Origin of the sequence: Photobacterium sp. GB-72, from assembly GCF_003026095.1 — a bacterium.
Classification (GTDB): Bacteria; Pseudomonadota; Gammaproteobacteria; order Enterobacterales; family Vibrionaceae; genus Photobacterium.
This window is the reverse complement of record NZ_PYNV01000007.1, coordinates 168,533-189,967: the sequence shown is the minus strand read 5'-3', so window position 1 is coordinate 189,967 and position 21,435 is coordinate 168,533. Positions and strand designations below refer to the sequence as shown.

At 42.0% G+C, this 21,435-nt stretch carries 13 protein-coding genes, 1 tRNA gene and 2 rRNA genes; 3 read left to right on the top strand and 13 right to left on the bottom strand.

Annotated features, from left to right (window positions below; all coding sequences use genetic code 11):
- The first annotated feature begins 8 nt into the window (after positions 1-8).
- The 3 genes from rrf (C9J40_RS10470) (at position 9) to C9J40_RS10460 (ending at position 397) form a co-directional block, all read left to right on the top strand.
- A 5S ribosomal RNA gene (gene rrf, locus C9J40_RS10470) occupies positions 9-124 on the top strand.
- Between the two features lie 47 nt (positions 125-171).
- Positions 172-287, top strand: a 5S ribosomal RNA gene (gene rrf, locus C9J40_RS10465).
- 33 nt (positions 288-320) lie between these two features.
- Positions 321-397 (top strand) — tRNA-Asp (locus C9J40_RS10460).
- Between the two features lie 402 nt (positions 398-799).
- Here the strand turns inward: C9J40_RS10460 and C9J40_RS10455 are convergent.
- The 13 genes from C9J40_RS10455 to rsmC all read right to left on the bottom strand — a co-directional run bounded on the left by C9J40_RS10455 (position 800) and on the right by rsmC (position 21,355).
- A complete protein-coding gene (locus C9J40_RS10455; protein ID WP_107246756.1) occupies positions 800-1,186 on the bottom strand; it encodes a hypothetical protein in 387 nt (128 codons plus the stop codon).
- 241 nt (positions 1,187-1,427) lie between these two features.
- Positions 1,428-2,840: a phosphoglucomutase/phosphomannomutase family protein gene (locus C9J40_RS10450; protein ID WP_107208602.1), complete on the bottom strand. Its 1,413-nt coding sequence runs from the start codon at positions 2,838-2,840 to the stop codon at positions 1,428-1,430.
- A gap of 62 nt (positions 2,841-2,902) precedes the next feature.
- Positions 2,903-5,308, bottom strand: coding sequence for a GH36-type glycosyl hydrolase domain-containing protein (locus C9J40_RS10445; protein WP_107246755.1), 2,406 nt, complete (start codon positions 5,306-5,308; stop codon positions 2,903-2,905).
- Positions 5,309-5,349: 41 nt separating this feature from the next.
- Complete coding sequence (locus C9J40_RS10440; protein WP_107208600.1) at positions 5,350-7,278, bottom strand: beta-N-acetylhexosaminidase; 1,929 nt, start codon at positions 7,276-7,278, stop codon at positions 5,350-5,352.
- A gap of 9 nt (positions 7,279-7,287) precedes the next feature.
- Complete coding sequence (locus C9J40_RS10435) at positions 7,288-8,172, bottom strand: N-acetylglucosamine kinase (protein ID WP_107246753.1); 885 nt, start codon at positions 8,170-8,172, stop codon at positions 7,288-7,290.
- A complete protein-coding gene (locus C9J40_RS10430) occupies positions 8,165-9,901 on the bottom strand; it encodes a glycoside hydrolase family 9 protein (protein ID WP_107246752.1) in 1,737 nt (578 codons plus the stop codon). Before C9J40_RS10430 ends, C9J40_RS10435 begins: the two co-directional genes overlap by 8 nt.
- 110 nt (positions 9,902-10,011) lie before the next feature.
- Positions 10,012-11,007, bottom strand: coding sequence for an ABC transporter ATP-binding protein (locus tag C9J40_RS10425; protein ID WP_005369743.1), 996 nt, complete (start codon positions 11,005-11,007; stop codon positions 10,012-10,014).
- A 30-nt stretch (positions 11,008-11,037) separates the two neighbouring features.
- The gene (locus C9J40_RS10420) at positions 11,038-12,009 is read right to left on the bottom strand and encodes an ABC transporter ATP-binding protein (protein ID WP_045130276.1); all 972 of its coding nucleotides are present in this window, start codon (positions 12,007-12,009) and stop codon (positions 11,038-11,040) included.
- Positions 12,009-13,052 (bottom strand): ABC transporter permease, encoded by a 1,044-nt coding sequence (locus tag C9J40_RS10415; protein WP_107246750.1) that lies wholly within the window; start codon positions 13,050-13,052, stop codon positions 12,009-12,011. Before C9J40_RS10415 ends, C9J40_RS10420 begins: the two co-directional genes overlap by 1 nt.
- A 2-nt stretch (positions 13,053-13,054) precedes the next feature.
- Complete coding sequence (locus C9J40_RS10410; RefSeq protein ID WP_107208596.1) at positions 13,055-14,041, bottom strand: ABC transporter permease; 987 nt, start codon at positions 14,039-14,041, stop codon at positions 13,055-13,057.
- A gap of 148 nt (positions 14,042-14,189) precedes the next feature.
- On the bottom strand, positions 14,190-15,866 hold the full coding sequence (locus C9J40_RS10405; protein ID WP_107208595.1) for an ABC transporter substrate-binding protein: 1,677 nt from the start codon (positions 15,864-15,866) through the stop codon (positions 14,190-14,192).
- Positions 15,867-16,647: 781 nt separating this feature from the next.
- Positions 16,648-20,034: a response regulator gene (locus tag C9J40_RS10400; RefSeq protein ID WP_233220312.1), complete on the bottom strand. Its 3,387-nt coding sequence runs from the start codon at positions 20,032-20,034 to the stop codon at positions 16,648-16,650.
- Positions 20,035-20,332: 298 nt separating this feature from the next.
- Complete coding sequence (rsmC, locus tag C9J40_RS10395; protein WP_107208594.1) at positions 20,333-21,355, bottom strand: 16S rRNA (guanine(1207)-N(2))-methyltransferase RsmC; 1,023 nt, start codon at positions 21,353-21,355, stop codon at positions 20,333-20,335.
- Positions 21,356-21,435: the final 80 nt, after the last annotated feature.

Below are 21,435 nucleotides of genomic sequence, written 5' to 3'. Positions count from 1 at the left end.
CGAATTTGCTTGGCGACCATAGCGTTATGGACCCACCTGATCCCATGCCGAACTCAGTAGTGAAACGTAATAGCGCCGATGGTAGTGTGGGGTCTCCCCATGTGAGAGTAGGACATCGCCAGGCTTCAAATTTTAGTTTTTGTTGTTATAACAAGAACGCTAAAGAATTTACTTAGCAACCATAGCGCAGCAGAACCACCTGATCCCATGCCGAACTCAGAAGTGAAATGTTGTAGCGCCGATGGTAGTGTGGGGTCTCCCCATGTGAGAGTAGGACATTGCTAAGTTCTAAATTGCATTATGCTGAATAGACACGCTGCGGAGCGGTAGTTCAGTTGGTTAGAATACCGGCCTGTCACGCCGGGGGTCGCGGGTTCGAGTCCCGTCCGCTCCGCCACTTATATTAAGCCCTAGTCGAAAGACTGGGGCTTTTTTACATTTTGAATATATGAGTTAAATTTATTTGAGTGAGTTGGCAGTTCAGTTGGTTAGCCTCTTTATTGGAGATCTTAGCGGCCTGTCAGACCGGGGTCGCGTCCGCTCGGCCACTTCTAAAGAAGCCTCGCTAGTCATAGCGGGGCTTTTTCGTCGAGTAAATATATTAATTATCTATTAATGAAAAAGCCCTGCTTGAAGTCACAGGGCTTTGGTTTTACTTAGTTGTCATTGAAAATAGTTAAGATGATGTGAGACCTCCTTTCCTACTTTATCTGAGCTTTAATAAGTGAAGCTCTGAGCGTTGGTAATACTATCGTTGTTGGTTATATTTACCTCCTTGCTCTTATTTCAATGTTATGCCTTAAATTTGTTCATAGAGACCTGTATGTAATATCTCCTTTTGTTGATTATCACTACGATCACGACGATATGCACGGTAACGTGATGCTAGGTAGGTAATGAGAGCTGAAAAAACAGTATAAGCCACTAAGAAAGTGATTGGTGAATGAATAACGTTGTTAGAAAAGACCCAAATAACGCCACTGATAGTGATAACTAATTTTGTCAGTACAGCAAGTACAAGGTAGCTCATGACATATTGAGGTTGGCGAATTGCCTGATAAGCAATGAAATAGCTTATTCCTACCGCGACAATGGCAAGGCTAAAACCCACTGTAAATGAGTGGAAATGTTCGGTGAAAAGTATAGCTAGAACAATAGCTATGATACTAAAGATAATCTTTTTCATACCGATTTCCTTGAGTGCGATAAATTTAACGCCTTCTAATCATGGACCTCAAATCGATATTTTTATGTGATTGGGCTATCTATTTTTATTTTTAGATGGGGTTATTACTGTAAATGGGCTCGATATCAAATTTTTATATGGAGGTAAATAGAATGGCAAAATATAAAAGAAAAGGGTAACTGAATGGTTACCCTCTAGCAAAGATCAGCGGTGTGATCTGCTAAAACAACAGCTATGTTTTTTAAACAGAAAGGAATGCTTTTAATTGAGCAAGTACTGCTTCTGCCTGTGGTTGATCTTCCATTTCAACAAAGATACGGAGTAATGGCTCAGTACCTGAGAAACGTGCAATCGCCCAACCGCCATTTTTAAAGTAAACTTTAGCGCCATCGGCATAGCTTACTTTTTCGATTTCATAGTCAAAATCAGGCAATGCTTTTTCTACATAGATCTTGTTGTACAGACGCTCACGTTCAGCAGGTTTAAAGGTACAATCGCCTTCTGCTGTGTAGGCATAGCCAAAGCGCCCATAAATTTCATCAAGTAATTCAGATAACTTCTTACCTGTCACGCTGATCATTTCGACCAGTAAGCTTGATGCAAATACACCATCTTTACCTTTGATATGACCACGGATTGTTAAACCACCTGAGCTTTCTCCACCAATGAGAGAATCATCAGCTTCCATTTGTGAGCTAATGTGCTTAAAGCCTACTGGCACTTCAAATGATTTCTCACCATAAGCTTCTGCAACTTTATCTAAAAGGTGGGTGGTTGCGATATTACGTACTACCGATCCTTTCCAGCCTTTATATTCAAGCATGTAGTAATAAAGTAGAAGTAGTACTTCATTCGGGTGAATAAAGTTACCTTTCTCATCAATAATACCTAAACGGTCAGCATCGCCATCAGTACCAATACCGATATCATAGCCCTCGTGAGCGACAAGATGCTTTAAACGGTAAAGCGTTGCAGCACTCGGCGATGGCATTAAACCACCAAAACCAGGGTTTTCACTATCGTTGATCACGTCAACATCACAGCGAGCACTGATCAGGACCGTTTGCAGGGCATTTTTTGCCACTCCAAACATAGGATCGATAAGAACGCGAAGATTCGCTTTTTTAATCGCTTCCATATCGATGAAATCAATAATTGAATCAACGAACTCGTTCATTGGATTGATGATTTCAACTAACTTATCGTTTTGTGCTTGTTCAAAGTCAACACGTTTTACATCCGCATCGGTTAACACTGCGATTTGTTGTTCAATCTTTTGAGTAATGATTTCATCCGCATCACGACCGCCTTCAATGAAGACTTTGATGCCGTTGTAATCTGCTGGATTGTGTGACGCAGTAATACAAGCTGAATATGTCGCACCTGTTTGTTTAGCTTTAAACATCACAACAGGGGTTGGTACGAACTTATCGATGAAGCTACATTTGATGTTGTTACCCGCTAAAACTTCAGCAAACCACGTTGCGGCTTTATCGGATAGAAAACGACGGTCGTAACCAATAATGAAACCATTTTCAGTGACTGACTCTTTGATCATGATGTTAGCAAGGGCTTGAGCTACTAAGCGTACATTTGCTTGAGTAAACTCTTCACCAATGAAGGCACGCCATCCACCTGTTCCAAACTGAATCATGGAGGAACTCCTATTTCTCTCTCAAATAAAAAGAGGGAGGTGAATACACCTCCCTAACCGTTTTAGCCCATTACTACTGTAACAGTATTGGTTGTGCCTTCAGCTTGAGGAGCAATTGCGCCTTCGACTGTTTCACCGTTTAGCGTAATAGATTTAACGCCTTTACTTACCCCATTTGGGTTTTCAACTTTAATGTTGTAAGTCGCGCCACGCCATTCACGAGTCACTTCAAAACCAGGCCAGCTTGTTGGAATACAAGGATTAACAGTTAGACCTGCAAAGCCTGTTTGTACACCTAGAATAAAGTTAGTCACGGCAAAATATGCCCAACCAGATGTACCTGTTAACCATGGGTGGTTTGCACGACCGTGATCTTGGTGATCACGTCCCATGATGAACTGAACGTATGAGTAAGGTTCTGCAATACGTTTTTCAATGATGTCGTTTTGGTTGTATGGGTTAAGTGCATCGTAGAACTTCATTGCACGATCACCACGACCTAGTTTCGCTTCAGCCACCCATGCCCATGGGTTTGGATGCGAGAAGATTGCACCGTTTTCTTTCACGCCTTGATATACGCGCGTAACGAAACCGATATCATCATTAGGGGTTGCGAATGATGGTGCATTTAGGTGTAGACCGTATTCAGAGAATAGGTTTTCATCAACGGCATCCATTGCTTTCTCACCACGATCTTGTGATGCCATACCAGAAAGCACAGCTAGAGTATTTGACTCTAAGTGAATACGACCTTCAGTTTGTTGCGCTGTACCGATCTTGTCACCGTCTTTTGTTAGACCACGGATGTACCAGCCACCTTCGTCATCCCATAGGTGTTGTTCACACGCTTCACGTACGTTTGCTGCCATTTCAGTGTATTTAGCAACATCTGCGTCTTTACCTTGATGCTTAGCAAGCTCGATGAATTCTTGTAATGCCCAGAAGTGAAGGAATGACACCATTGCTGACTCACCGCCACCAAGGTTTAGACAGTCATTCCAGTCTGCACGAAGACCTTTACAGATACCGGTTCGGCCTACGTATTCTGCTGAGAAATCGAGTGCGGCTTTCATGTGATCATAAACAGATGCATCACCGCCATCAGCGTATGGGATCACTTCGTCAATGAAGCTCTCTTCACCTGTTTCTGTTACGTACTTACAGATTGTTGGTACTAGCCATAGGTGGTCATCAGAACAGGTATCTTCGATACCGTGGATCTTATCTGCATCACTTGGGGTTGGAACAACTGTTGGTGATTTTGATGGCTCAACATCAGCCATGTCTGGATCGAACCAATCTGGATCAAATAGGTGTAGGCCGTAACCCGCTTTTACTTGACCACGTAGTAAGTCAACAAGACGCTTACGAGTCATCTCTGGGTTTGAGTGAGGAACAGAGATTGCATCTTGTGCGGTATCACGGTAGCCAAGACCAGTACGACCGCCCACTTCGATAAATGATGCGAAGCGTGACCAAACCACACATGTTTCAGCTTGGTATAGAGTCCATGCGTTGATCATGGTATCTAGGCCTTCGTTCGGTGATGTCACCTTGAACTTGTTACAACGACTGTTCCAGTGTTCTTTAATTTCAGCAAATGCAGCATCGACGGCAGCGACATCTTGGTATTTTTGACGTAGGCGTTGACCTTCGTTTTTACCGACACCTAGGATGTAGCTAAAGCGTACTTCTTCACCCGGTTGGATAGTGAATTGCTTGTGTAGTGAGCCACAGTGGTTGTAACAGGTTTGTACGTGGTTAGAACAACGTCCTTTTTCAACCGCAATAGGGTTAGCTTCATCACGGTAAGCACCAATGAAAGTGTCACGTTGACCATCATAGCTATCAGGATCAAATGTCGAAGCTAGGTAGTAGAAACCTTCTTTCTCATTGGTGTTGTAGTAAAGATCATATTCAATCACGCCGTCTTCATAAGACGTACCTGCTGAGTACAGGCTCATCTGATGGTTTTGGTTATCAGATTGAATGTGGCTAAAAGAGAATTCAACAAATGAGAATGCACTGATAGTACGTACTTCATCTGTCGTATTTTTAATCACAACATCCCAAACCTCAGCATCTTCGCCTTTAGGTACGAATAATGTTTTGGTTGCTTCAATGCCGTTGTAATCACATTTGAACTTAGAGTAAGACAAACCGTGACGCACTTCGTAGGTTGCTTCATCTAGGCTTTTTGCTACTGGTTGCCATGAAATTGACCAGTAATCACCTGTCGCATCATCACGAAGGTATACGTAGTGTCCTGGGCGATCAAATGTCGCATTAGGACGGAATTTAGTTACGCGATTGTACTCTGGAGATTTGTAGAATGAGTAACCACCTGCGTTTTGTGAAATTACTGTACAGAATTTCTCTGTACCTAAGTAATTTGTCCATGGTGCTGGGACATCAGGACGAGTGATAACATATTCTCTGTTGTCGTTGTCAAAATAACCGTATTTCATTGCTTTTTAATCCTTAAAAAATTTCACTCTACTGTGCGTGGTTATTCACAGTGGCGGTAATTAATACCTGCCTTGTCCAGGTAGCTAAGTTGACCTTTTAAACGTGCTTTGAAGTCATCCCAGTTACGATATTTAGGGTCGCTCCAGCAAATCTCCGAGACTGCCAGTAAGCGGGGGTAAATCATATATTCAAATCGGCTTTGGTTATTTACTAATTCTGACCAAAGGGCGGTTTGAATGCCTAAAATGTGCTGCCGCTCAGAGTTTTCCTCGGCGAGATCACTGAGTGGGTAATAATTGTAAACTTTATCGAGGGGTAACTTTCCAGCCCAATCAACACCTGCTTCATCTGCCGAGTAGCCTTGAGCTAAATCTAAGTACGTCGCTTGTGCTGGCTGCATCACAATGTCGTAGCCTTTTTGGATACATTCCAATCCAGCCTGTTCACTTTGCCATGAGAAGATGATGGTATTTTTACTGACCTTCTCACCATGGGTTGCTTCTTCCCAACCCATCATGCGCTTACCTTTACCTTCTAGTACTTCTTCGGCAAAACGTAATAGGTGCCCTTGCAGCTCTTTGGGATCGTGATAGTCATGCTCTGCCATGAATTTTTGGCAAGCAGGGCTATCTGTCCAAACACCGACAGGGACTTCATCTGCACCAATATGAACGAAAGGTGCAGGGAATAGATCGCATATTTCCGAAAGTACATTGCTAATAAAGCTGTAAGTGCCTTTTAGTGCAGGCGATAAGATGTTGTCGTTATAGTTTTGAATGCTGCGATAAACAGATTTATCATCTGGATCAATCAACAAATCAGGGAGTGATAAAATAGCAGCACGACAGTGGCCAGGGATATCTATTTCCGGAATGATCATGATCCCACGATCAGCGGCATACGCAATGACATCACGAATTTCTTGTTTTGAATAAAATCCACCATAGCGCTGAGCAATGTGGCTAAATTGTGGAGCGATCACTTCATTTGGACCACGCCAAGCACCGATACGGGTGAGTTCAGGGTAGGCATCAATTTCAACGCGCCAGCCTTCGTCATCGGTTAAATGCCAATGAAACGTATTAAATTTGTAGCGTGCTAATTGATCGATAAGATGTTTTATACGCTCAACAGGGTGAAAGTGGCGACCACAATCGAGCATCATACCGCGATAACCAAAATGCGGTTTATCATTAATATCTACCATTGGGATCTGGTAGGTGCTATCAGCTTGATGCGATGGTTTACTTGGTATTAATTGAAGTAAACTTGAAGTTGCGTAGACAAAACCAGATGCTGAATTAGCTTGGATCCAGACGTTATCGTTTTCAACGAGTAAGCGATAGCCTTCATCTACAAGGTCTTTATTTACAGTATAATGAATGTTGCCTTGCTGATTAACCGGCACGTGTTCATTCAATAAGGTATTGAGTTCTGCTTGTAACCAATTTACTGCACCTTGCGCTAATGTGGGTGGTGTTGAAATGGCAGTATGTTGATTTATATGAAAAGAGCCCTGTAGTTGCGTTATCTTGCTAGGTTTAGGGATCAAAGCAATATCAGCCGCTTTAACGGGTAGCGGTGTGTTGTAGCGTTCAACAGCAGGTTGATCAAGATTGATAGTACTGATGTCGACTTTTAACGGCTTAATGTACTCAGCGGTTGATGCTAATGAGATAAATGCATCTAAAATACCGTCGTCATAAAGCGTAAATGGTGCAGTACCGACCGTGAACTCGGTATAAAAAAGACCATTTGCAGGTAAATTGTCCGTGGCTGTTAATGTACAGTAACTCCCCGTTTGGCTGATAGCGCCTTTGCTTAACGTCTCGGCTCTAACGAAACGATTAAACAAAAAATGTAATGACCAATTTTGTAGTGGAGTATCGGTTAAATTATGTAAGCTTAATGCAAAACGAGATTCGTTTTCTTTTTTATCGATTACAGTTAAATCAAGGCGGTAACTCATCATTCCCCCTTAAAGTTTATATAAATCGTGATTACTACGTGCCATAGCAATCGCGCCATCCATAGCATCACCTTGTGGTGTTGCTATACGTTGCTGCATAGGTGGTACTAACCATGCATGAATACGTTCTGCAATGCTGCCCATGAGGCAAATTTTGTCAGCGCCACGCACAACTAATGCATTCATCCACATTTCTATATCTCGCGCTGTTTGCGATAGCATATCTATCGCGAGTTTATCGCCTTGTGCTGCATGGGCAAAAATGCTCGGTGAAAATTGACCATAATCACAAGGGCACGCTGCTTTTGACCACAATACGATATTGTCGATATCATGATTAAAATATGTGAGTACAGAGCGAGCAAGCGGTGTTTGTTCAACAATACCATCAACACTTAATAGTACTTGTTGAATTAAACGCAGACCCATAACAGCACCGCCGCCTTGATCTGAAATCGGGAATTCACGACCGCCAACCACATGCTGTTGACCATCTTTTAATAAGATCCCACAAGAGCCAGTACCAGCAATTAATATCGCGCCATCTTTACCTCCCCAAGCACCTAAACAAGCACCATACGCATCGGTATTTAATGTTATGGCACCGTAAGGGTGAGGCTGTTTCATGAAGTTATACCAAGCCTCTTGTTGTTCAGCGCCTGCGAGTGCTAGGCCTACTGACATATAACGAAAATGGCTATTATTAAGATTTGCTTGGCTGGCCGCAGTTGCTATCGCATCATTGATCGATGCCATAGCAACGCTACTGCCTAATAGAATATTCGCACTACCCGTTTTTGCTTCACCTAAAGTATTACCATCGAGATCACAGATGCGTGCACGGCAAGATGTACCACCGCCGTCAACGCCCACTAAGTAACGAATATCAGCCATGACAACGCTCCTTAAATTGCATCGTAATTGCAAGTAAGTACCAGCCACCATGTGGGATCCATTGTTCACCCCAGCGCCAGTTTTGCAGCATATCGTCTTTTTGACCATTAGGGTTGAATGCGATGTCTTCTTCGTTTTCAAAGCCAGATGTGATGCCGTTACAAACACCGCCTTTGGCGTTACTGAATCCTAAGTGAGGTAAGTAATTTGGGTTATTATGACCATGACCATCTAACATACACATGTCATACGGGTTTAAACCAACTATCCAGTCAAGTGAGCGTTGACCAAATTGCATTAAGCCTTGACGTAATGTTGGGTCTTGAACATAGTTCTGTGCCATAAAAGCCATGGTTGCTAATGACGCGAGACGTGCATTTTCGCCTTGCCACCAGTAACCTGACTCATTGTTATGGGCAACAAAGAAAGCCGTTTTCTTTTCACCATCGACAGCTTTAGTGTATTGGCGAGGGTAGTGAAATGGGTTATTCACTTCTTTTGTAATCGCTAACTCAAAATTAAGCGCGTTACATAACACTTGTTCAATTGGCTTTTTGAAATTGGGATCCGTTTCTGCACTTAAATATTGCATCAGAGCAATGGCAGGAAGGCCTGCTTCAGCGGCATGGAAATAAGGACGTTCGCCGTTTTCAGTCGCAGACCAGAAATATTCAATATTCTCATCTGACATTTGACGCTTAGCCAAACGTGTAGCCCACTCACGCATTTCTACTAAATAGCGATCTTGGGAAGTACTACGGAATAACTCAACGGCGGCTAATAAGGCACAATACTCATCTATAATATTTTCCGTACTATCGTTTAAGTATTCAGTATTGTGTTGTTTTAAATGCCAATAGCCAAGTTCAGCCGCTTGAAGGTATCGCTCGGTCTCGATGCCAGTAAACGCTCCTAAGCGAGTGCTTGATTCTAGTTGAGCAATACGAGAAAGCGCTGCTAATGCTGCAATGGTAACTCCACCACCTTGACGGAAGCCGGCTTGATAATCGTCTGACTTGATGCCTTCTTGAGTTGAGTAAGCACAAATGTCACGTTGTTGCGGGGATTTGCTCCATTTGTCGAATACCGTCATATAGAAATAGCCCTGCGCGTGTTGCATGCGCAGTAAGAAATCGGCACCGAAAGTGGCTTCTTCAAGTAAACGTACACGAGTAAAGTCTGCAATATCGTCTTGCTGATCTAACTCTTCATAGGCTTTTAGCATGTTCCACACAATCATTGGGGTTTGTTGTGGATTTAAAAAATTACTAAAAGATAAATGGCTTAGGTATTTACTTACATCACCTGATGCATCATACCAACCACCGTGAACGTCTACGGTTTGATCTGAATTGAGTACAGCTGCATTTTTATCAGCTTGATCGAAAATACCGCTGCAACGTTGAGATTTAAAGTAGTGCAGAACATCACTAAAGGTTTGTTGCATTAACACACCTTCAGCAATGGTAAAAACAGTTGATTCGCTGTTTGCGTAGCGAATACGGAACTCACCAAGTTGTTGGCAAGAAGAGAAATCAATAAGGTAAATATTACCGGTATGCCATTGTGCTATGTTGTCATAGGCATGTAATGGCAGCTGCATGATAGTGGTGTTCGTCTGGTTACAAACAAGTTCTGCAGTACCGGTTAAAGTCTGAGAGTTGGTTTGTAATAAAGCGTGTTTTACGTTGAAACGCTCATAGCCCAGATGGTTAGTTAACAGCTGCATGGATCCTCCTAGTGTCGCCAAATAAAGGTGGTTTCAGCATTGTGAAACCACCATTTAACAGCTAAGGCGACCAATAACGCAGATAAGTCGTTTTTAGTAACGAGCTATTATTAATTTTCGTATAAGTAACAACGTACAAAGTGATTGTCAGATAATTGAGTCACACCTGGAAGTTTTTCACGGCACTTATCGGTAACGTGAGTACAGCGACCTGCAAATGGGCAACCCGCGCTTTCTGGCGTCCATAGCGGGATCTCGCCTTTATTACCTTTTAGTTTTTCATGAATAGACTTACTTGGATCTGGAACTGCTGATACAAGTAATTGGGTATACGGGTGTTGTGGATCGTGAATGATCTCTTCCGTATCGCCCCATTCAACCATGTGACCAACGTACATAACCGCTAGATCTTCAGCAATGTAACGTGCTGTTGCGATATCGTGGGTGATGTACAGTAGTGCCATTTCACGTTCAAACTTCATTTCTTCCATCAGGTTTAGTACACCTGCACGAATAGAAACGTCGAGCATTGATGTTGGCTCATCAGCAAGTACGACTTCAGCACCCACCGCAATGTTACGCGCTAAGTTAACACGTTGACGTTGGCCGCCAGACAGCTGGTGGGGGAATTTCGCAGCTGTCTCCTTTGGTGGGATCAAGCCAACTTGTTCTAGTAGGTTGTAAACCGTTTCTTCTAGCTCTTTTTTATTGCCTGACTTCACTTTGTTGTGGATCAGTAACGGACGAGCAATATGGTGGAAAATAGTATGAGTAGGGTTTAAAGAACCGAATGGGTCTTGCCATACCATTTGCACACCTTGGCGGTAATTCATTAAGTCATCATGTTTAGTGATTGACTGGATATCACGACCAAAATATTCAATTGTGCCATCTGTTGGCGCGTACATTTTTGCAATCATTTTCGCAGTCGTTGATTTACCAGAACCTGATTCACCAACAACTGAAAGACCACGACTTTTGTACATTTTGAAAGACACGTCGTTGATTGCACGCATCTTTGATTTCTTTAATGAATTACTGTTAACGGAAAAATCTTTAATTAGATTTTTACCTTCAATAATTGGATTTCCGACAGGTTTGCTCATAATGCCTCCTAAATACTGCCTATTATTTTATTAACCACGTTTAGTGAATAGGTGGCAGTTTGATAAACGTCCTGGTTCAATTTGTGTCAGCTGGGTTGGTGTTTTAAAACAAGCATCGGTTGTTTTGCTACAACGTGCTTGGAAACGACAACCTTGTGGTACTTCTAGTAAGTTCAATGGGTTACCAGGAATACCTGTTAACTTTGTTTTTGGACCAGTTAGAGGAGGGAATGAGCTACCCAAGCCCTCAGTATATGGGTGGAACGGTGTTTCTAGAATTTGCTTAGAAGGGGCAACTTCAATTAATTCACCTGAATACATGATGCCGATACGGTCAGAGAACTCGACCATTAATGACAAGTCATGAGTGATGAATAGGATTGAGAAACCAAATTCTTCTTTTAATGCGTAAATCTTTTGTAGAATTTCACGTTGAACCACAACATCAAGTGCTGTTGTTGGTTCATCCATGATGATCATCTTAGGATTTAGCGCAAGAGCAATCGCGATAACCAAACGTTGACGCATACCACCAGAAAACTGGTGAGGGTAATCACGTAAACGGCTAGGGTGGATATCAACGATTTCTAATAGGCCTTCAGCACGGCGAACTGCTTGCTGACGAGACATATTAGTGTGGCGCATGATTACGTCACAAAATTGCTCTTCCATGGTTAATACAGGGTTCAAAGCGTTCATTGCACTTTGGAACACCATCGACATTTCGCTCCAACGGAAGGCTGACATTGCCATATCCGATTTCTTTAAAATGTCACCATGGCCTTCAAAAATTACTTCACCACCGGTAATGAATGCTGGCGGCTTATGCAGACGCATCAGTGAGAAGGCAACAGTGGATTTACCACAGCCTGATTCACCTGCAAGACCGAATATCTCACCTTTACCAATGTCAAAGCTGACATTATTTACTGCGCGAACATCACCGGCATCTGTAATGTAATCAACACACAAGTTACGAATTGAGATTTGTGGATTGGTCATTATTTATCTCCCCCTTGTAGGGCTGGCTGAGGAGCGTCCACAGCGTTTGCTTCTTTTTCTTCTTTTGCATTCTTAGCATTTTCTTTTGCTAAGTTTTTCCAGCGGCGCATGCCTTTGTGTGAACGTAACTGTGGGTTGGCAATTTCATCAACAGCAAAGTTAAGCATCGCAAGACCGATAGCAATCAGTGTTAGTGCAATACATGGTGCTAATAGCTCCCACCAAGCGCCAACTAACATTGAAGATGATGTTTGTACGTTGTACAGCATCACACCCCAGCTTACTGAGTTCGGGTCACCTAAGCCTAAGAATGACAGTGTTGCTTCAGTCATGATGGCAAGCATTACCGAGCCGATGAAGCTTGCACCAACGATTGAGATTAGGTTCGGTAGAATCTCAACAAAGATAATACGCCATGAGGATTCACCTAATACTTCTGCTGCTTTTACAAATTCCTTTTCACGCAGTGATAAGGTTTGCGCTCGGACAACACGTGCGCCCCATGCCCAGGAGGTCATGGCAATAACCACCGCAATGGTCATTGGACCTGTTTGACCAATAAAGGCTGCGATAACAAACAGTAAGGGGAGCTGCGGTAGAACTAACATGATATTCATCGCAGCGGTTAAGACTTCATCGACTTTACCGCCAAAATAACCTGCTGAAATACCAATGATGGTTGCTAGGAAACACACCATTAAACCTGCACCAAAACCTACCGCTAGTGAAGTACGCGCGCCATATACTAGCTGAGACCAGATATCACGACCCATACGAGATGTGCCTAGTAGGTGCTCTGCATCTTTGGACATTAATAGACGACGCTTGTTATCAGCTAAGTTTTCAGCGATCCAACCGTCTGGATTATCTTGTGCTGCTTTTACTACAAACGCAGGGTACTCATGAGGTTTTCCTGTTCGTTTGTCTGGTGAAAACTGTGTAATCAGCGGAGCAAAAATAGCCCCTAGAATAAAAATAGTGATGATGCTAAGGCCAAACATAGCCTTAGGGTTACCAGATAATAATTTAAATAAGGCTTTCATAATTATTTGCCTCCTTTACGTAGGCGAGGATCTAGCACAACGATCAGGATGTCGGCCATGAAGTTAAAGAACAGCATGAACATAGTCATAATAAGTAACTGACCTTGAAGAACTTGGTAATCACGTGAGTGGATAGCATTAAGCATTACGGTACCAAGACCTGGGTAGTTAAAGATGATTTCGACAATTAACTGACCACCAATCGCCATACCTAGGGCCATAGAAAGTGCTGTTACACTTGGTAGCATTGCGTTACGTGCTGCGTAGTTAAATACCACACGGTTTTCACTTAAGCCCTTACCTTTTGCCATTGTGATGTAATCTTCGTTTAGCAGGTTGATCATGTTATTACGCATATTGATCAAGAAACCGCCGATTTGAATGACTGTGGCACAGAATAGTGGTAGTGCTGCGTGGTAAAGCACGTCTTTGTAGAAAGCCCAGCTTGACCAGTCAGGAATAACGCCCGGCGTATATGCATTGCCTGTAGGGAACCAACGCAAGCCGATAGCAAAGGTGAACATCACAAGCATTGCAATTACAACCGGTGGAACTGCTTGAATAACCAACATACCTGGTGAAATGAATGCATCATAAGTACTGCCGCGTTTCCATGCCGCAAAAATACCTAGTACAGAGCCAATACAGAAAGAAAGCATTACAGCTGAGCCAGCTAAAAATAGTGACCAGCCTACAGCGCCACCTAACAGTTCATTAACTGATAGTGGATAAAATTTGATTGAGGTACCTAGGTTCCACGTAAACACGTTAGCTAGGTAAGAAAAGTATTGTTCATATATTGGACCATCAACAAAGCCTAATAGCTTTTTCATGGCTTCAATACGCTCAGGGGTTACCTGTGCGGTTGCGTTCGCGAACATCATGGTAACTGGGTCACCAGGCATTGCACGCGGAAGAATAAAGTTTAGCGTTGCCGCGAAAATCAGCGCGATAAAATAAAACGATAAACGACGTAGAAAAAATCCCATAACTCACACCTTACACATCCAGCTTGCCTTCCTGAGCTGAATTCAGGACGTAAAACCCCCTGACGCAAGGCGCCATACCTTTTATAGAAGAAAGGATTGAGGGGAAGAGGCGGTGCACAAGGCGTGCACCGCAAATATTAAGCAGATATTATGCTTTTGGTTTTAGATCCAGTACTTGAAGTAGACGCTCAGGAACACCAGCCCATACCATTGGACGGCCTTGAGGGTTCTTCTCATTCCACCAACCAGTGAAGCGAGTTTCGTTGTATTGGAAGTTGTTTGCACCAGACATCACTGGAATCGTGATTTGATTTTCAGCAATGATTTTCTGGATGCTATGAGCAATCTTCAACTGCTCATCTTTGTTAGCTGTTTTGTAGAAGCTGTCTAGTAGCGAGTCTAGCTCTGCATTCTTGAAGTAGTGCATTGCAAAACGAGGCATACCTTCACCAGATTGTAGGCGTGAGTTGTACGCGCTATCCCAGTATAGGTGTGGATCAGCACCGTGGAAGTAGTTTGTGTAAGCTACATCGTAAGTACCGTTTAGCATCGCTTCGTTGTAAACAGCGAAGTCAGGTGTACTTGCTTTCGCGTTAATTCCCGCTTCTTGAAGCTGCTCTACACCTAGCTGTACAGTGTTGTTGAAGTCAGTCCAACCGTTTGGAGACTGAACTGTAAGTTCGATCTTCTTACCTGTTGGTGTTTCTACGAAACCGTCGCCATCAGTATCTTTAAAGCCTGCTTTCGCTAGTAGCTCTTTAGCACCTTTCACATTGTATGTGTTAAATGCTTTGTACTTGTTGTGTACCGCTTCATCTGACCAAGTTTTGAAACCATCACCTAAGCCCGATGCGTAATCGTTCGGCATACCTGCACCGTAGAATGCGATGTCGATGATTGTTTGACGGTCGATAGCCATTGAGAACGCACGACGGAAATCAACATTGTTGATCGCTTCTTTGTTACCATCTTTTGGCGACTTGAAGTTCAACATGAATGACTGAGTGCCCGCAGCTGGGTACCAGTATTTGTGATTTGGGTTTGCCGCAGCGTAAGTGCTGTCGATGTCTGGAATGAACGATGAAGTCCAATCTAGCTCAGAGTTAATGATCTTTGTTAGCAACTGATCGTTGTTCGCGATCTGAGGAACACGTAGACAGTCAACTTCTAGGTTGTCGTTATCCCAGTAGTTAGGATTACGACATTGAACGTATAGCTGAGGAGTGAATGTATCAATCTCAGTAAACGGACCTGTACCTACTGGATTTTCGTTAGTGAAAGTTGTTGGGTTTTCAACTTTGCTCCAGATGTGCTTAGGCACTACTGGTACGAAAGAAATTTCGAAAGGAACGTTCGAGTTCGCTTCAGTTAGATCGAAGATAACCTTGTTACCGTCTTGCTTAACTGATTTAACCCACTTGTTGATACCACGTTGATCTAGTTCTGGATTCTTCTTAAGTAGGTCAAAAGAATAAACTACATCATCAGCAGAAAACGCTTTACCGTCAGACCACTTAACGCCATCACGGATTTCGAACGTTACTTGCATTAGGTCGTCAGACATGTAGTAGTCTTTCGCCAAACGCATTACTGGCTCGTTACCTTTCATTTGGTTGAAAACAACCAATGGCTCGTAAACGAATTCAGTCGTAGTACGAAGGTTTGTAGCTAGGAATGGGTTAAAGTTACGTACCATTGTAGGGTAAAAGTCTGGTACGACTGTTAGCTGGCTTTTCTCTGCTGCAGACGCTACTGGTGCTGTAAAAGCGGTTGCTGCTGCAACAACGGCAAGTGCTAACTTAGTTTTGTTAATATTGGCAAGCATAGCTGTTCCTTACTCTTTGCTCTGTTTCACTTAATGGAAATTAAAGTTTGCTCCATCATTGGAGCCCTTGAACTTACTTCATCGGAACTGAGTAACGCTGAACCGGTGAATGGCCTTGTAAGCTCTCAGTGCGTTAAATATTCGCTGTAATGGATAAATCGTCAATCAAGCTTCCCGTCAAAATTGTCAAAATAACCAATAACAACGTCAAAAACGTTAATTTTAGGTTTTGTTGTTACTGTTGAGTAGATGTTAAATGTGTGTTACATCACATTTGTATCTATCGGTAGTGAAATAATGCTTTGAATTGGTCTAATCTTAACTTGTTGTTTTTATTTGCTTTTATTGTTTTCGTTTGGTTTTTTTTATGTAATGTGTGTTTTTTGAGTCGTTATTTCCGTGTGTAAAATTTATCGTCAATGTTTGTTGTGATTCGCTTCTCATAAACAAAAACTAATTCCCTCTTCTATCATTATGGAGCTTAAATAGCTTAAATTGCTTTAAAAATAGCCAAAATATAGAGTGTGACTGATGTCATTTTTATGGTTTTTAATGTGATATTTTCTTGTTAAAAATAACAGTTTCATCTGGTGAATAAGAATAAATTTTCGTAAGAAAGGCCATATCGTTATGCTGTTAGGTGAGGCTCTTCTGACGTGAATATTTACTTATGGATGTAATGCTAAAGAGATAATAAGAAGGATGGTTTCACGTTTGTATTTTACTGGCATAAAAAAGGCTCCCGTAAGAGCCTTGATATTTAGGATGTAATAAGACTTAATTAGCTGGTACTAATTGTATGGTGTAGTTTGTCTCGCATTGCCACTACATGTTGGCGCTCTACTGTTGTTTGAGTACAGCGCTCTAGAACGTAATCCATGGTGTTGAGCACTGTACGCCAACGTGGGGTCTTGGGTAACGTATCGATATGTAGATATTTATCAAGAGTACGTGTTTGTAAGGTGCTGCGATCAAGATACACTCGCCACAATCCACTTTCCTCTGCTAATTCAAATTTGGTTTTCTTGGCGTCATTTTCCCATAATGAAAGCGTCATCGTCATCGACTCAACCATAAGTTGACGAATAATATCCCCTTTATTTTGTCCGCTACCATCCAGCTTATCAGCCAAGCGTGTGAATTCACCACCAAGCTCTCTGAGTTGCTGTAAGTTATTCTTGTCGCCGTTAAAAGCAAACTCTGACAACATATCAACGGCATTTTCTAGTAAGCCTATACGATGATCTGCCGAAGGACCTTGGTTATCAAAAACAAACATTTGTTTAAGTCCTGATTCTTCAGGAAGGTTAATAATGTCGGTTGATAATGTTTGGATCTCATCATTTATAACGAAGCTCAACTTGCCATTGTAATGGTGGCTGTCGTTAATACCTATCGGTAGCTCTGTGGCGATAATATCCGAAATAGTATGGCGCTCAAGTTGCTCTGGTGAGCGTTTAAATAACTTACCAGCGGCACTATTAACATAGCGAATACGACCTTCACTTTGTACACAGATAATTGCTTCACTGGTCGTGTCAAGAAGCCCTAGCAAGCGGCTTTGTGCTTCTATTAGGCTGATTTCTACTTGCTCTCGACGATAAATTTCTTGCTGTAAGCTTTGGTTCTTTTGCTTTTCATGTTCAGTCTTACTGGCTTGCAGGTAAGCTTGAATACGAGCAATTAACTCTTCTTTATTAAAAGGTTTAGTTAAGTAGTCATTAGCCCCACACTCAAAGCCTTTGATGCGGTCTTGAATTTGCCCTAATGCAGACAACATCATTATTGGTAATTCAAAAATCGAGTATTGCTTTCTTAATAGGGTGCAGACTTCGTAGCCACTCATCTCCGGCATCATAATATCGAGTAAGATCAGATCTGGACGTTGTTGTTGGACAATATCTAATGCCTGATGACCGCTCTCTGCTGTTTTTACTCGATAGCCAGCAAGTCGGAGAAAATTATTTAAAATCTGAAGGTTTACGGGTTCATCATCAACCACAAGAATAAGATCACCTTCAGGGTTTTCAGGTAAATTGGTGCTTTCACAACTTCTGGAATCTAATGCCGGTACTTGGAAGTGCTGAAGTATAGAGTCATTAGATATCGCATTGATCTGCTCTTTGGTTGCAAGGTTTAAGGTAAAGCTAAAGGTAGTGCCAATCATAGGCTGACTACTTACATATAAGCGCCCGCCCATTAATTCAATAAGTTGACGACTAATTGATAAACCTAGACCTGCGCCTTGTCGGTAGTTGGTCGAATTTGAGTTTGCTTGAATGAGGGGCTCAAAAATATGCTCTAGCTGCTCACTTGGAATACCTTGCCCCGTATCGACGACTTGTACACGTAATTGCTGTTCTAATACTGTGGCAGAGATAATGATCTTACCTTCAGATGTGTACTTAATCGCGTTACCGACAAGGTTATAAAGTACCTGTTCTAAACGTTGCTCATCGGCATCAACGAGTGGCAAATCTGCAGGAATTTGATTAATGATCCTTACCGGTTTGTTACCAAGCAAGTGACTAGAAAGCTCCAGTACTAATCTCACCGCGGCTGACAGATCAATCGCATGGCGATGGATATCTAAATCGCCATAACGCATTTTGTGATAATCCAGCAAATCATCGACAAGGTTAGTTAAACGTTGTCCACTATTGATGATCATTTCTAACTGACGACGTTGAGAATCTTTTACGGGTCCATTCGCTCCAGCAAGTAAAGATTCTGCAATGCCCACCATGCCATGAAGTGGGGTGCGTAATTCATGAGATGTGGTTGCAAGGAATTCATCTTTAAGTTTATCTGCTGTCTGTAGCTCATTGTTTTTCTGCTTGATAATCTTAAGGCTTTGTTCTAATTCGTCATTTTGAGTTTTAATTAAACCTATTTTTTCGCGAATAGAGCGCTGCATACGTGAAAAGCTTATCGCCAGGCGACCAATTTCATCACTACGTTCAGTGCCTTCGATGACTTGGTCTAAATCGCCACCAGAGGCTTTTTCTGCCGCCCAAGTTAACCGCAGTAAGGGGGCGGTAATTGAATTAGACAATAAGTGAGAGGCAAAGATCACCAAAATAATCGCGCTGATCATTGCCACACCAAATATTTTTTCTAATTCAGTAATACGAGCAAAGGCTTCTTTTTCTGGTAGTTCAACGACTAGTGCCCATTTATTGTTAAGGATATCGAGTGGTGAAAAGGCACTCAATACTGAAATGTTATCGTAGTTTTTAAAGCTACCCACGCCTGATTTGCCAGCCAGTGCTTCCCTGATACTTTCACTTTTTAACGTTGTGGGAACCCCTGTTTCTGCCGCGAAACGCAGTTTGTGATCTTGACCAATCAATAAAGTTTGAACGTAGTTCGCATTATTACCAAGGTCTTGAATAAGCTCAGAAATCGCTTTATTACTTAACTCCATAAAGACGTAACTGTGCAAATAGCCTTGCTGAATGATTGGGGCGGCGAACCATGCGGTTGTGTCGTCTGTGTTTGCAGATTGACTAAAATCGGTAAAAGTAACCGGTACTTGATCAGGTTTAGCCTGACTTTGTTTGGTTTTTGCAGTAATCGCTTCAAAGGTTTGTTTTAAAGCTGGCGATGCTAGGGCGTTGGTAAGTAAATTGACGCCAAACAACTGGTGATTGTGAACTGAGTAAACCACGTTGCCTGAACGATCAACTAACATGATATCTTTGAAGTCAGAGCGTTTTAAATACTCTTTATAAACAGCGTTGTAGCGCTTATACATCAAACGATAGCGCTCATGTCCTACATAAGTCGTTTTATTATGGGACTCATTTTTTTGGGTAAGGGTTTGCGAGAAATAATGAGCATGTCCTTGAGATGCAAGTTGCTGCTCTATGTCTCCGAGTTGATGGTAAGCACCGACTAAGCCATAAAAACGACCGCCACTGTTATTCGATAATTCAGAGCGAGCGAAACTCTTCACCTCAGATTCTTTCGCTGCGAAAAAGCTATAAAGCTGCTTTTGCTTATTATCACGTAAAGAAGCTAAGTGATTGATACTTTGTTCAGCAAGATCTTTGGTATGAGAGTTTAGAAAATATAGGGCAGATAAAACCAAAGGTGTGATGCTAAGCACAATAAAGGCCAACATTAGCGTATGTTGGAGACGTTTAAATCGTTTGGTATTCTGCATTCCGGTGCCTGAATAAAATGATTATCGTTCGATTTGGATTGAGGAACAGTGACTAACGTTAAATTATAAAACGTTTTAAAAGTAACGTTTTTGACAATTTTTCCGTTCGTTAGAAATCACTAAGTCCATATATATTAATATAATACTGCTTATACTGACTTATTTGAAGTGATCAAGTACAGCGATAATGAAGCGTGTTGTAAAACACAGAATTAACGGTTTTGACGGAGTTTTGATTATAAAAAAGGGACAACAATGTCCCTCTTTAGATAAATGTTCCGTTAAAATAAATTAACGGTTATTTAGTTGCGGCGTAAATATTAAATTTATTTGTTTTTGCCGTAATGTTGCACTCACCAAGGCTTGCTTCAATTAAAGGCGGATATTGTAAGAAGCTGTTGGCGACAATGACGAGCTGACCGTTATGGCTAAGGTATTGTGGTGCATCATTAATAAATAGCTCAGTTGCAGCATAAAATGTTTTTAACCCAGCATGGAACGGTGGGTTGCTGATCAAGAACTGGTAAGGGCCCGTTAACGCCTTATAAACATCGGTAGCGGTGAACTTACTCGCTTCAAGGTTATTGACCTTAAATGTTTCTTTTGCCGATTCAATGGCTAACGCACTGATATCACACAGCTCTAAATCAATAGTGGGGTATTTAGCTTTCATCACAGCGCCAATCACACCAGCACCACAGCCAAAATCTAATACTTTGCCGTGTAATTTAGGCAGATTGTTAAGCAGTAATTCTGAGCCTTTATCAAACTCCCCATGGCTAAATACGCCAGGTAAAGAGCGAACAGTAAGTTGTACGCCAGCAATATCGATAGGATAACTACGGAACCAATCTGATAAATTAAAGGCTTTTGGCGTGTTATCACAACGTCCCCAGTAAAAACTGCAGCGACGTGCCGAATCATATTTGTTCAGTGGGCCATATTCTGCAAAGAGTTTTTCTGCACTGCGAACCCCTGAGCGGTTTTCACCAACGATACAAATTTCAACGCCAGTACCGAACTTATTCAGTAGCATGGTTAACAAGTAATCAGCTTCTGCTTTTGCTTTAGGCCAGTAAAGCAGGATCATATCGATATCTAATGTTTCTGTTAATTCAGCACCGAAGTAACTACTTACATTATTAAAACGTTTGATATCTGAGTAGAAGCCATAGTTTGTGGTAAATACCGATACCGTTTGAGCGGTTTGACATAGCTCTGATGCGAAGGTATCACTTAATTCGCCAGCGATAAGGACTTTACGGTTTTCAAAAAACTCAGATTGACGAGCAACAACCTGGCTCGCGGCGCAATAAGACATGTAACTGGCCTCAATGTAGACATCATAAATTTGGGAGCGAATTGTTCCATAATTATGTGCCGTTGAAAAGAAATCAGCAG

Bases quoted from the DNA above. Each gene is read 5' to 3' on its own strand.
- C9J40_RS10455 (WP_107246756.1), bottom strand. From the start codon at position 1,186: ATGAAAAAGATTATCTTTAGTATCATAGCTATTGTTCTAGCTATACTT.
- C9J40_RS10450 (WP_107208602.1), bottom strand. From the start codon at position 2,840: ATGATTCAGTTTGGAACAGGTGGATGGCGTGCCTTCATTGGTGAAGAG.
- C9J40_RS10445 (WP_107246755.1), bottom strand. From the start codon at position 5,308: ATGAAATACGGTTATTTTGACAACGACAACAGAGAATATGTTATCACT.
- C9J40_RS10440 (WP_107208600.1), bottom strand. From the start codon at position 7,278: ATGAGTTACCGCCTTGATTTAACTGTAATCGATAAAAAAGAAAACGAA.
- C9J40_RS10435 (WP_107246753.1), bottom strand. From the start codon at position 8,172: ATGGCTGATATTCGTTACTTAGTGGGCGTTGACGGCGGTGGTACATCT.
- C9J40_RS10430 (WP_107246752.1), bottom strand. From the start codon at position 9,901: ATGCAGCTGTTAACTAACCATCTGGGCTATGAGCGTTTCAACGTAAAA.
- C9J40_RS10425 (WP_005369743.1), bottom strand. From the start codon at position 11,007: ATGAGCAAACCTGTCGGAAATCCAATTATTGAAGGTAAAAATCTAATT.
- C9J40_RS10420 (WP_045130276.1), bottom strand. From the start codon at position 12,009: ATGACCAATCCACAAATCTCAATTCGTAACTTGTGTGTTGATTACATT.
- C9J40_RS10415 (WP_107246750.1), bottom strand. From the start codon at position 13,052: ATGAAAGCCTTATTTAAATTATTATCTGGTAACCCTAAGGCTATGTTT.
- C9J40_RS10410 (WP_107208596.1), bottom strand. From the start codon at position 14,041: ATGGGATTTTTTCTACGTCGTTTATCGTTTTATTTTATCGCGCTGATT.
- C9J40_RS10405 (WP_107208595.1), bottom strand. From the start codon at position 15,866: ATGCTTGCCAATATTAACAAAACTAAGTTAGCACTTGCCGTTGTTGCA.
- C9J40_RS10400 (WP_233220312.1), bottom strand. From the start codon at position 20,034: ATGCAGAATACCAAACGATTTAAACGTCTCCAACATACGCTAATGTTG.
- rsmC (WP_107208594.1), bottom strand. From the start codon at position 21,355: ATGTCTTATTGCGCCGCGAGCCAGGTTGTTGCTCGTCAATCTGAGTTT.